10 protein-coding genes are annotated in these 11683 nt (G+C 69.3%); 3 read left to right on the forward strand and 7 right to left on the reverse strand.

From position 1 onward, the window contains the following. Positions 1 to 626: 626 nt before the first annotated feature. The gene (locus H5J26_RS22800) at positions 627 to 2003 is read left to right on the forward strand and encodes an MATE family efflux transporter (protein WP_181767807.1); all 1377 of its coding nucleotides are present in this window, start codon (positions 627 to 629) and stop codon (positions 2001 to 2003) included. A 161-nt stretch (positions 2004 to 2164) separates the two neighbouring features. On the opposite strand, the gene rplI is transcribed toward H5J26_RS22800, so the two are convergent. The 4 genes from rplI to H5J26_RS22820 form a co-directional block, all read right to left on the reverse strand. Then, positions 2165 to 2611 carry a 50S ribosomal protein L9 gene (gene rplI, locus H5J26_RS22805; RefSeq protein ID WP_181767808.1) on the reverse strand — a complete coding sequence of 149 codons (447 nt, stop codon included), beginning with the start codon at positions 2609 to 2611 and terminating at the stop codon, positions 2165 to 2167. Positions 2612 to 2629: 18 nt separating this feature from the next. Continuing rightward, the gene (gene rpsR / locus H5J26_RS22810; RefSeq protein ID WP_181767809.1) at positions 2630 to 2866 is read right to left on the reverse strand and encodes a 30S ribosomal protein S18; all 237 of its coding nucleotides are present in this window, start codon (positions 2864 to 2866) and stop codon (positions 2630 to 2632) included. Between the two features lie 220 nt (positions 2867 to 3086). Next, positions 3087 to 3743 carry an NUDIX hydrolase gene (locus H5J26_RS22815; RefSeq protein ID WP_309238032.1) on the reverse strand — a complete coding sequence of 219 codons (657 nt, stop codon included), beginning with the start codon at positions 3741 to 3743 and terminating at the stop codon, positions 3087 to 3089. 3 nt (positions 3744 to 3746) lie between these two features. Next, complete coding sequence (locus tag H5J26_RS22820) at positions 3747 to 5384, reverse strand: CTP synthase (protein WP_181767810.1); 1638 nt, start codon at positions 5382 to 5384, stop codon at positions 3747 to 3749. A 486-nt stretch (positions 5385 to 5870) separates the two neighbouring features. Here H5J26_RS22820 and H5J26_RS22825 point away from each other — a divergent pair, with 486 nt between their 5' ends. Next, positions 5871 to 7685 carry a glycoside hydrolase family 15 protein gene (locus H5J26_RS22825; protein WP_181767816.1) on the forward strand — a complete coding sequence of 605 codons (1815 nt, stop codon included), beginning with the start codon at positions 5871 to 5873 and terminating at the stop codon, positions 7683 to 7685. A 113-nt stretch (positions 7686 to 7798) separates the two neighbouring features. Here the strand turns inward: H5J26_RS22825 and H5J26_RS22830 are convergent, their stop codons facing one another. Together H5J26_RS22830 and H5J26_RS22835 are read right to left on the reverse strand one after the other, a co-directional pair. After that, positions 7799 to 8971: a beta-1,3-glucanase family protein gene (locus tag H5J26_RS22830; RefSeq protein ID WP_181767811.1), complete on the reverse strand. Its 1173-nt coding sequence runs from the start codon at positions 8969 to 8971 to the stop codon at positions 7799 to 7801. Further along, entirely contained in the window at positions 8968 to 9924 is a 957-nt protein-coding gene (locus H5J26_RS22835) for a glycoside hydrolase family 16 protein (protein WP_181767812.1), read from the reverse strand. The genes H5J26_RS22830 and H5J26_RS22835 overlap by 4 nt, the downstream gene beginning before the upstream one ends. 110 nt (positions 9925 to 10034) lie before the next feature. On the opposite strand from H5J26_RS22835, the gene H5J26_RS22840 reads away from it, so the two are divergent. Beyond that, complete coding sequence (locus H5J26_RS22840) at positions 10035 to 11078, forward strand: LacI family DNA-binding transcriptional regulator (protein ID WP_309238033.1); 1044 nt, start codon at positions 10035 to 10037, stop codon at positions 11076 to 11078. Positions 11079 to 11148: 70 nt separating this feature from the next. On the opposite strand, the gene H5J26_RS22845 is transcribed toward H5J26_RS22840, so the two are convergent. Continuing rightward, on the reverse strand, positions 11149 to 11683 hold a 535-nt coding region (locus H5J26_RS22845), incomplete at its 5' end, for a glycosyltransferase family 4 protein (protein WP_181767814.1).

Raw genomic sequence — 11683 nt, forward strand, 5'->3', positions numbered from 1 at the left:
CTCATCAACTCCGACATCAAGAGCGGCTATCTCCGCCCGCTGCCTGCGGGCGACGGGGAACCGGTCGCCCGCGCCGGCCTGTTGGGCGCTTCGGGAGCTCGAGTCGGCGGCCCAGACGTCCTCGACGTGCTCGGGTTGCTGAGTCACCCGGCCACCTCCTCCCCGTCCGGCGATCTTGCGCGACCGGATCTCGCCGCAGTGCCCCTCTTTCTTACGGCACGGCTCTGACAATGAGTCGCCCGACTCCGCTCTCGGCGCGTCGAAGCCACGGTGTTGAAGACGGGTACGTGCGCGGGCGCTGCCCTACGTTATGGGTACCGGCGACGTCAGCCAATCTGGTTATCCACAGGGTGATGTGGACAGAGGATCAGTTCCTGTGGAGAAGACCGCCAAAGCTGTGCACGGGCCGGGGGACAGCGTTGTGGAGAACTACCGGGCTCAGCCAGCAGACCCCTCCTGACCAGTAGTTACGGCGTCCACCGCCTGTGCGGGGAAAAAACTTCATCGTCAGGGGCGACTTCTTGACGCGGTAGCGCGCACAGACGCCGAACACGTGCACCCACCCTCCGTGAGTAATAGACGACAGCTACTTGCAACCATTACCTGTGGATGCTTGGATCGAACCCATGACCGACCGCTCCACATCGAGTCCAAGCACGCCCGCCGCCTCACGTGCGAGCAAGCGCGCCACCATGCGGCGCCACGACCGCGAGATCCTCGCGCTCGCCCTCCCGGCCTTCGGCGCGCTCGTCGCGGAGCCGCTCTTCCTCATGGTGGACAGCGCGATCGTCGGTCACCTCGGGACACCTGAGCTCGCCGGCCTCGGGGTCGCCGCGGCGCTGCTCCAGACCGGCGTGAACGTCTTCGTCTTCCTCGCCTACGCCACGACGGCCGCCGTCGCACGCCGCGTCGGCGCCGACGACCTTCCCGCGGCCATCCGGCAGGGCATGGACGGCATTTGGCTCGCGCTGCTGCTCGGCGCCGGCGTCGTCGCAGTGGTGCTGCCGAGCGCTCCCGCGCTGGTGGACGTCTTCGGCGCGTCCGCTACAGCGGCGCCTCACGCGGTGACGTATCTGAGGATCAGCTCCCTGGGCATCCCCGCCATGCTCGTCGTGCTGGCGGCGACGGGAGTTCTTCGCGGGCTTCAGGACACCAGGACGCCCCTGTACGTGGCCGTCGGCGGCTTCACCGCCAACGGCGCCCTGAACGTGCTGCTCGTCTACGGGTTCGGCTTCGGCATCGCGGGATCCGCCTGGGGCACCGTGCTCGCGCAGTGCGGGATGGCCGCCGTGTATCTGTTCGTCGTGGTGCGAGGTGCCCGGCGCCACGGCGCCTCCCTGCGCCCGGACGTGGCCGGCATCCGGGCCTGTGCTCAGGCGGGCGCTCCGCTGTTGATCCGTACGCTGTCGCTCCGCGCGGTGCTCATGATTGCCACGGCGGTCGCGGCGCGGCTGGGGGACGCCGATGTGGCTGCCCATCAGATCGCGCTGGCCCTCTGGTCGTTGCTCGCCTTCGCACTGGACGCGATCGCCATCGCGGGGCAGGCCATCATCGGGCGCTTCCTGGGAGCGGGGGACGAGGCGGGCGCGCGGACGATATGCCGTCGGATGGTGCAGTGGGGTGTCGCATCCGGCGTGGCCCTGGGGGTGCTGGTCGCGGTGGCCCGGCCCGTGTTCATGCCCCTGTTCACCTCCGACAGCGCCGTGATCGACCAGTTGACGCCTGCTCTGCTGGTGGTGGCGTTGACCCAGCCCATAGCCGGCGTGGTCTTCGTGCTGGACGGCGTGCTGATGGGCGCGGGGGACGGCCCGTATCTGGCCGGGGCGATGCTCGTGACGCTGGCGGTGTTCGCCCCGGTGGCGCTGCTGGTGCCGGTGCTGGGAGGCGGCCTGGCCGAACTCTGGTGGACGGTGGCCGGGTTGATGATGAGCGTCCGGCTGGTGACCCTGTGGGCACGTGCCCGTTCGGGGCGCTGGGTCGTGACGGGTGCCGTACGGGCGTGACGCGTCCGGCCCTTCCGCAGGGCACATGACGCGGGACGACTGAACGCAGAACGCCCGAGGGCCGCACCCCGTTGCAGGGGTGCGGCCCTCGGTCATGCTGTGGCCCGATGCAGGCCGCCCCCGTGGGGGACGACCTGCCGGGTCAGCGGGTCAATCCGTTCTCACGCGGGGACGACCTCGACGTCCACCTTCGCGAGGACCTCGGCGTGCAGCCGAACCGAGATCTGGTGTGCGCCCAGGGTCTTGATGGGCGAACCCACCTCGATGCGGCGCTTGTCGATCTGCGGCCCACCGGCGTCCTTGACGGCGCCGGCGATGTCGGCCGGAGTGACGGAACCGAACAGGCGGCCCTGGTCGCCGGCGCGGACCTTCAGGCGCACGTTGACGCCTTCCAGCCGGCCCTTGACCTCGGTGGCCTGCTCGATCGTGGCGATCTCGTGGATCTTGCGGGCGCGGCGGATCTGCTCGACGTCCTTCTCGCGACCCTTGGTCCAGCGGATGGCGACACCGCGCGGGACCAGGAAGTTGCGAGCGTAGCCGTCACGGACCTCGACGACGTCGCCCGCGGCACCGAGGCCGGAGACCTCGTTGGTCAGGATGATCTTCATCTGTCGGTCACCCTTCCCTTATCGAGCGGTCGAGGTGTAGGGCAGCAGCGCCACCTCACGGCTGTTCTTCACAGCCGTGGCGACGTCACGCTGGTGCTGGGTGCAGTTGCCGGTGACCCGGCGGGCGCGGATCTTGCCGCGGTCGGAAATGAACTTCCGCAGCAGGTTCGTGTCCTTGTAGTCGACGTAGGAGATCTTCTCCTTGCAGAACACGCAAACCTTCTTCTTAGGCTTGCGGGGAGGCGGCTTCGCCATGTCTCTCTCCGTTAAGTATCAAGAAGTGTGTAGCTGTCGGGCCCCGCACCGACCTGGACGCACGTGGCGTACCGGTCAGAAGGGGGGCTCGTCCGAGTAGCCGCCGCCGGAGCCACCGCCCCAGCCTCCACCACCGCCGCCGCGAGATCACCGCTTCGGATCAGCGCCCGTCAACAAGACGAGGCCGGAAGGCCCTTCTCGCGAAAGGCCCTCCGGAGACCTACTGCTCGAAAGGGCGCGCCGGCCATGGGGCGTCGGCGGGGCGCAGCGAGTCCAGGCCGGGCCCCGAGCGGGCGGCGGTGAGGGCGAACGCGCCCACCACGAGGCAGTTGTTGTGCAACTCCCCCGCCAGCGCGCCCCGTACGAGATCGGCCAGCGGCACCCGGGCGAACTCCATGTCCGCCTCCTCCTCCGAGACCTCGAAGCGGTCGCCCTCGGCCGCGTGGACGTCACGCGCGAGGAAGATGCGCACGGCCTCGTCGCAGCCGCCGGGGGTGGTGTAGACGTCGGCCAGTACTCGCCAGTCGTCGGCTTTGACGTGCGCTTCCTCGTACAGCTCGCGCTGGGCGGCGTGCAGCGGGTTCTCGCCGGGGACGTCCAGCAGCCCGGCGGGAATCTCCCACAGCTTCTCCCGCACGGGGTGGCGGTACTGGCTCAGCACCAGTACGTGGTCCTCCTCGTCCAGGGCGAGGACGGCCACGGATCCGGGGTGCACCTGGTAGTCACGGCGGGCCACGGAGCCGTCCGGCATGACGACGTCGTCGGTCCGCACGCTGGTCTTCTTGCCCTCGAAGGGCACCGCGGTCGCGGTGACCACCCACTCCTGCGCGGTGTCGACGATGCGGGGCGAGCCGTCGTGCTTCTGTGCCTCTCCCACGCCTCAGCCCTCGCCCTGCTGCCGTGCCACGGCTGCCTTGACCAGGCCGGCGAAGAGCGGGTGCGGGCGCGTGGGACGTGAGCGCAGCTCGGGGTGGGCCTGCGTGGCGACGAGGTAGGGGTGCACCTCGCGCGGGTACTCCAGGTACTCCACGAGCTTGTTGTCCGGCGAGGTGCCGGAGAAGACCAGTCCGGCCTTCTTCTCGAGCTCGCCGCGGTAGGCGTTGTTGACCTCGAAGCGGTGCCGGTGACGCTCCTCGACGTAGGGCTCGCCGCCGTAGACCTCCCGCACGATCGAGCCCTCGGCCAGCTTCGCGGGGTACAGGCCGAGCCGCATGGTGCCGCCCATGTCTCCGTCGCCCGCAACGATGTCGAGCTGCTCGGCCATCGTGGAGACCACGGGGTGGGCCGTCCCCTGCTCGAACTCGGTGGAGTTGGCGCCTTCGATGCCCGCCAGGTGGCGGGCCGCCTCGATGACGATGCACTGGAGGCCCAGGCAGAGGCCGAGGAGGGGGATCCGGTTCTCACGGGCGTAGGTGATCGTCGAGACCTTGCCCTCGACACCGCGTTCGCCGAAGCCGCCGGGGATGCAGATCGCGTCGCAGTCGCCGAGCTGCCTGCGGGCGCCCTCCGCCGTACGGCAGTCGTCCGAAGTGACCCATTTGACCTTTACGCGGGCGTTGTTGGCGAACCCGCCCGCGCGCAGGGCCTCGGTCACGGACAGATAGGCGTCGGGCAGGTCGATGTACTTGCCGACCAGAGCCACCGTCACCTCGTGGTCCGGGTCGTGCACCCGGCGCAGGAGGTCGTCCCACTGCGCCCAGGCGACGTCGCGGAAGGGCAGGTCGAGCTTCCGCACGACGTAGGCGTCCAGCCCCTCGGCGTGCACCACCTTGGGGATGTCGTAGATCGAGGGTGCGTCCCGGCAGGCGATGACGGCGGCGTCGTCCACGTCGCACATCAGCGAGATCTTGCGCTTGATCGAGCGGGGCACCTCACGGTCGGCGCGCAGCACGATCGCGTCGGGCTGGATGCCGATGGAGCGCAGAGCCGCCACGGAGTGCTGGGTGGGCTTCGTCTTCAGCTCGCCCGAGGGGCCGATGTAGGGCAGCAGCGAGATGTGCACGACGAAGACGTTGTCGCGTCCGACCTCGTGACGGACCTGGCGTACGGCCTCCAGGAACGGCAGGGACTCGATGTCGCCGACCGTGCCGCCGACCTCGGTGATGACGACGTCGACGTCGTCGGTGGCCATGCGCCGGATGCGGTGCTTGATCTCGTTGGTGATGTGCGGGATGACCTGCACGGTGTCGCCCAGGTAGTCGCCGCGGCGCTCCTTGGCGATCACGGACGAGTAGATCTGGCCGGTGGTGACGTTGGCGGACCCGTCGAGATCGACGTCGAGGAAGCGCTCGTAGTGCCCGATGTCCAGGTCGGTCTCGGCGCCGTCGTTGGTGACGAACACCTCACCGTGCTGGAACGGGTTCATGGTGCCGGGGTCGACGTTCAGATACGGGTCGAGCTTCTGCATCGTGACGCGGAGACCCCGTGCCTTGAGCAGCGCACCCAGGCTGGAGGCGGTGAGCCCCTTGCCGAGCGAGGAGGCCACACCCCCGGTGACGAAGAGGTGCTTGGTCGTCATGGATTTGGGCGGCAATGCCAAGAGGTGCTCCCGTGGTCGCGAGGTGGAGTGCGCACCGGCGCCCTGGCTCGACACGCAGTCGCTGCGCAGCGGTTGCTCAGGGATACCGTCGCTGCGGCTCGGGGGGCTGCCGTGCCGGAGATTCGAGGACGAATCCGAGAACTCTCGCCCACCGGTCCACGGGCCACCAGGGTATCAGCGACCTGCCGGAGCTGTGTCTCGCCGTGTGCCGGACTGCGTCCGGCATCACAGACGGACCGCCTCGGCGAACCGTTTTTCGTCCCCGACCGTGAGGGCGTGGTTGCACCTGGTGAGCGGCCTGACGCAAGCTCACCTCATCGGCTCATCCGTACTGTGGCGAGCGCGAGGCGGATGCCCTCGCGAGGTCGTATCCTGCTCGGACGCTCGATCGGACATGTGATTGAGCAGTACGGATATTCGCAGGTCATCGCACGTCCCACGGGACGAGGCGCAGTTCGACTGGAGATGCACGTGGCTGGGCGCATCGAAGATTACGCACTCATTGGGGACATGCAGACCGCCGCCCTGATCGGCAGGGACGGATCGGCGGACTGGCTGTGCCTTCCGCGCTTCGATTCCCATGCCGTCTTCGCGGGTCTTCTTGGCACGGGGGAGCACGGCTTCTGGCGGGTGGGACCCGCACAACCCAATGGAGGGGAGCCGCCGAAGGCGGACCGCAGGCGCTACCGCGGCGACTCGCTCGTCCTGGAGTCCGAGTGGGACACACCACGCGGCACCGTCCGCGTCATCGACTTCATGCCGCCGCGCGAGCAGCACGCACCGCAGCTCGTGCGGATCGTGGAGGGCGTCAGCGGCCGCGTGCCGATGCGCTCGGCGCTGCGCATGCGCTTCTCCTACGGCTGGGTGGTGCCGTGGGTGCAGCAGATCGAGGGCCGTACGGTCGCCGTCGCCGGCCCCGACTCCGTGTGGCTGGACACCACCGCCGACACCTACGGCAAGGACCTGACCACCTACTCCGACTTCACCATCGCTCCTGGTGAGAGGGTCGCCTTCACCATCAGCTGGCAAGCCTCGCACAAGAGCCCGCCCGCCGAGCCGGACGCGGAATCGGCCCTGGAGGCGACGGAGGAGTTCTGGCGCGAGTGGGTCGACCACTGCACGTACCACGGTCCCTACCGTGAGGCCGTCGTACGGTCGTTGATCACGCTGAAGGCGCTGACGTACGCGCCGACCGGCGGCATCGTCGCCGCACCCACGACGTCGCTGCCCGAGTGCATCGGCGGCATGCGCAACTGGGACTACCGCTTCACCTGGCTGCGGGACGCGGCCATCACGCTGTCGTCGCTGCTGCGCACCGGCTACCACCAGGAGGCGCTGGCCTGGCGGGAGTGGCTGCTGCGCGCCGTCGCCGGCGACCCGGAGAACCTGCAGATCATGTACGGCATCGCAGGCGAACGGGAGTTGAGCGAGGCCGAGCTGAACTGGCTTCCCGGCTACGAGGGTTCGGTCCCGGTACGCATCGGCAACGGTGCGGCCGGACAGCTCCAGCTCGACGTCTACGGCGAGGTGACCGAGGCACTGCACCTCGCCCACATGACGGGGCTCTCGCGCAACGACTACGCCTCGCTCCTCCAGCTGAAGCTCATCGGGTACCTGGAGGACCACTGGGACGAACCGGACGAGGGCATCTGGGAGGTGCGCGGTCCGCGTCGCCACTTCGTGCACTCGAAGGTGATGGCCTGGGTCGCCGTCGACCGTACGGTCAAACTGATCGAGTCCGGCGAGGTCGACGGGCCGCTGGAGCGTTGGCGGGACCTGCGGGACGAGATCCACCGCGACGTGTGCGAGAAGGGTTACGACAAGGAGCGCAACACCTTCACCCAGTCCTACGGCTCGCGTGAGCTGGACGCCTCGCTGCTGCTGATCCCGCAGATGGGCTTCCTGCCGCCGGACGACAAGCGCGTCATCGGGACCGTCGAGGCGATCCAGCGCGAACTGTCCACGGAGGACGGCTTCGTGATGCGTTACCCCACCTCGCAGGTCGACGGCGACAACGTGGACGGGCTGCAGGGCGAGGAGGGCGCGTTCCTCGCGTGCTCCTTCTGGCTGGCGGACGACCTCGCGATGATCGGCCGGGTCGAGGAGGCGCGGAAGCTCTTCGAGCGGCTGCTCTCCCTCCGCAACGACCTGGGTCTGCTCGCCGAGGAGTGGGACTCCAAGCTCCAGCGCCAAGTGGGCAACTTCCCGCAGGCGTTCAGCCACGTGCCGCTGATCGACACGGCGCTGCGGCTCACCGCCTCCGGCGCGTACGGCGGCTGACACCCCTCGCGTACCGGTCGCTGGACAGGCCTCACGACGTACGTACGCCCGCTGCCGGGTGGGATTCCCGCAGCGGGCGTACGCATGCCCTATGCCCGTTCTCAGGTCCTGTCTCAGAACGGTGTGAGAGTCAGCGTGATCTCACTGGCCGCCCCGTCCTCGATGTAGGAGGCGAACCCGGCGACGTCGTCGAAGGCGAAGCCGTAGGCCTTTCCGTCCTCGGTGGCCGCGTGCATGGCCTTGACGTAGTGGTGGGGCGAGCTCCCCTTGTAGAACTCGGCGGGGTCCGTGGTGGGCTGGTCCGCGATCGAGGCGAGCGTGGTGCGGTTGAGTGCGGCGCCCAGGATCGCGGCGACGGGGCCCGTGGTGCCGTCGTTCGGGGCGGCGAGGTTGCCGTCGCAGAACAGCACGTCCTTCGTGCTGGGCCGGTTGAAGGAGACCTGGGCGGGCCCGGTGAAGGAGAAGGTGTCGCCGCTGACCCTGCCGGTGAACTTGCCGGCGTTCGTGGTGACCACCAGGTCCTTGCCGGAGTAGGTGCTCCACACCTCGTCGATGTACGCGTCGAAGTAGTCCTCCGCGAACTTCCCCGCTCCCATGCCGTGTCCGGGGGCGATGACGCGCTTGTCGTCGATCACCAGGCCGGAGAAGCCCTCGGCGGCGCCGACGTCCTGGAAGACCTTGTCCCTGGCGCCGGACTTGAGGGTGCCCGTCGTCTGGTCCTTGGCGCCCTTGAGCCGGATGGAGAGCGGGACGCTGAACATGTCGACCATGGTCGTGTTGCAGTACATGGCACCGGACTTGAAGGTGAACTCCGCACAGTCGTGCACCACCCCGTAGTTGGGGTCGGACTCCACCCAGGCCGCCGGGTAGGCCAGCGCGGCCTTGCCGTCGCCGCCTTCGACCGCCTTGAACTTCAGCTTCTCGCCCAGCGCGACGTAGATGCGACCCGACATCTCCGGCAACTGGAGCGTCGTCTCGCCGCTGCCCGCGAGCGGGATCGCGTAGTCGGTGAAGCCGTCGCCGCCGTTGTCGCCGAGGGAGACGGGCTTCAGCTCGCCCTCCGGGGTGACGCGGACCTGGTTGGTGCCGTCGTTGCCGACGATGTAGACGTGGACGGACCCGTTGCCGTACTCACCGCTGTTGTTGACGATCTTCAGCGGCATCGCGGCGGCCCTCCCCGCCTTCCTGCGGGTGACGCCCCCCGCCTCGGTCACCAGGAGTCCGGTGAGCGGTGCGGCGATCGCGCCCGCGGTGGCGCCACGGATGAGAGACCTGCGGCTGATCACTTCGAGGCACCTCCGGTTGTCTCGACCGACACGTAGTCCACGGACAGGGATCCACCGGGCTGGGTGGCGGCGGTGGGGGTCTGCTTCCCCGCGACGCCGTCGGGGAAGGCTCCGCCCATCGCCAGGTTCAGCAGGATGAAGTGCCCGTGGTCCGTGGCGTTCGCCCAGGTCTGGGCGTCGACGTCGGTCTCCTTGACGGTGTGGAACTGCTGTCCGTCGGCGTACCAGCGCAGCTCTTCGGTGGCGCCGCTGCGGTCGAGTTCGAGCGCGTACTCGTGGAAGTCCGCCTTGCAGTCGCCGGCGCACTCGTGCGCCTTGCCGATGCCCATCGTCTCGTTGCACGGCCCGCCCGGGTTGGTGCCGCAGTGCAGCACGCCGTGGGTGGTGTTCTGGCCGTTGACGTTCTCCATGATGTCGAACTCGCCCACGCCGGGCCAGTTCTGGTAGTTGCCCCGGTACGCCTCACCGAGGGTCCAGAACGCCGGCCAGTAGCCGAGCGCGGCGTCCCCGGAGACACCGGGCAGCTTGAGGCCCGCTTCGATCCGCATGACGCCGCCCTCAGGGGCGGCGAAGTCGGTGCGCTGGGTCTCGATGCGCGCGGAGGTCCAGGTGTCGCCGTTCTTCAGCGCGGTGATCTTGAGGTGACCGTCACCGTCAAGCTGGAGGTTCTCGGGACTGTCGGTGTACTCCTGGATCTCGCCGGTGCCCCAGTTGCCGGGCCCGCCGGGATAGCTGTGCCCCTTGTCGATGATCCAGTCGTCCCCGGAGGGCAGCGATCCGGCCGCTCCGTCGAAGTCCGTACGCCAGACCTCGGCCAGAGCCGCCGCCTTCTCCTTCGGCCTCTCGGCCGCCTTGTCGTCCGCCTGCGCGGCCGGGGCCAGGCAGGTGCCGACGGCCGCGAGCGTCGCTATGCCCGCAAGTGCCCATCGCCGTCTGTCGCTTCTCAAGTGCATGACCTACGCTCCTCGTTCGTGGGGGGTGAGAGCGCTCTCACGTCATGACCCTGTACGGTGCCGAGAGTTCGGTGATTGGTCAAGACCTAGGCAAAGAAAGGAAGTTGTCCGTGCACACTTCTCGCGATTCCCGTCCGACTCTGGAAGCCGTGGCGGCCCACGCCGGGGTGTCCCGGGCGACGGTGTCGCGGGTGGTCAACGGCGGTGCGGGCGTACGGGCGGAGGTCCGCGAGAAGGTGCGGCAGTCCGTGGAGGAGTTGGGCTACGTCCCCAACAACGCGGCCCGCACACTCGTCACCCGCCGCACCGGAGCCATCGCCGTCGTCATCGCGGAACCGGAGCGCCGCGTCTTCGCGGACCCGTTCTTCGCCCAGCAGTTGCGCGGTATCAGCCGCGAACTCTCCGAGAACGACCTGCAGTTGCTGCTGATCCTTCTCGAACAGCGCAAGGACTACGCACGCATCGGCCGGTATCTGTCGGCAGGACATGTCGACGGCGCACTGATGTTCTCGCTGCACGGCGACGACTCCCTCCCGACCATGGCACAGCAGACCGGGCTGCCCGCCGTCTTCGGCGGACGCCCGGGCTGGCCCGGCGCGGAGGACGAGCCCGGACTGCTGTACGTGGACACGGACAACCGGGGTGGCGCGCAGCAGGCCGTTGCACATTTGCTTCAGCGAGGACGCCGTCGCATCGCCGTCATCAACGGCCCCCTCGACCAGACCTCCGCACTGGACCGGCTGCACGGCTACTGCGACGCCTTGGGCATCGGCGTCGACGAGAAGGACCCGGACCTCGTGGCGCAGGGAGACTTCACGGCCGAGGGCGGCGAGCAGGCCATGGACCGGCTCCTGAGGTCCGCCCCGGACCTGGACGCCGTCTTCGCGGGGAACGACCTGATGGCCTCCGGCGCGCTCAGAACGCTCCGCGCCCGGGGGCGCCGCGTCCCTCAGGACGTCGCGGTCGTCGGCTACGACGACCTGGAACCGGCGGCGTGGGCGGAGCCCGCCCTGACGACCGTCCGCCAGGACGTGGAGGGCATGGGCCGCATGATGGCGGAACTGCTGATGCGGCGCCTCGGCCTGATCTCCGACGCACCGGCGCCCGCACCGGTGGTGACCCCCGCCACGCTGGTCGTACGCGATTCGAGCTGAGGCACGGACGTACGGACCAGAAGTGGCTCATGGCCCTCGGCGGAGCCGGCCGGACCCGCGCGGAGGGGACTCAGCGCCCGCCGAAGGTCAGTTCGTCGTAGACGCTCAGGACGTGAGCCACCGTGGCCTCTTCCGTCGGCCATGTCGCTGCGCGTGCACGGCCCTCCGAGGCCAGCCGCGCGCGCCTGTCCGGGTCGGCCAGCAGCGCCCCGACCTCCGAGGCGAGAGCGTCCGCGTCGCCGTAGGGGACCAACACAGCGCCGCCGCCGACCAGTTCGGGCACTCCCCCGACCGACGTGGCGATCAGCGGGACCCCTTCGAACAACGCCTCCTGCGCCAGCAGGGAACGGCCTTCCCAGCGGGAGCTCAGCAGGGCGACGTCCGCTCCGGCGAGCAGCTCGAAGGCGTCGTCCCGCCGCCCCAGCAGGCGGACCGGCAGCTCCTCCTCGTCGATGCGGTGTTGCAGCTCCCCGCGCTGCGGCCCCTCCCCCGCGATGGCCAGCAGCGGCGGAGGATCGAGTTCCCGCCAGGAGCGGGCGGCGGTCAGCACGGCCCCGTACGCGTGGTGGGCGTCGAGGCGGCCGACGGAGAAGACCAGCGGACGG

It is taken from the genome of Streptomyces albidus (ex Kaewkla and Franco 2022) (genome assembly GCF_013870515.1).
Classification (GTDB): Bacteria; Actinomycetota; Actinomycetes; order Streptomycetales; family Streptomycetaceae; genus Streptomyces; species Streptomyces albidus.

What these genes read in the sequence shown, in the direction of transcription:
- H5J26_RS22820 (WP_181767810.1), bottom strand. Translation starts at nt 5,384, where the DNA reads ATGACGACCAAGCACCTCTTCGTCACCGGGGGTGTGGCCTCCTCGCTC.
- H5J26_RS22835 (WP_181767812.1), bottom strand. Translation starts at nt 9,924, where the DNA reads ATGCACTTGAGAAGCGACAGACGGCGATGGGCACTTGCGGGCATAGCG.
- H5J26_RS22825 (WP_181767816.1), top strand. Translation starts at nt 5,871, where the DNA reads ATGCACGTGGCTGGGCGCATCGAAGATTACGCACTCATTGGGGACATG.
- H5J26_RS22800 (WP_181767807.1), top strand. Translation starts at nt 627, where the DNA reads ATGACCGACCGCTCCACATCGAGTCCAAGCACGCCCGCCGCCTCACGT.
- rpsR (WP_181767809.1), bottom strand. Translation starts at nt 2,866, where the DNA reads ATGGCGAAGCCGCCTCCCCGCAAGCCTAAGAAGAAGGTTTGCGTGTTC.
- rplI (WP_181767808.1), bottom strand. Translation starts at nt 2,611, where the DNA reads ATGAAGATCATCCTGACCAACGAGGTCTCCGGCCTCGGTGCCGCGGGC.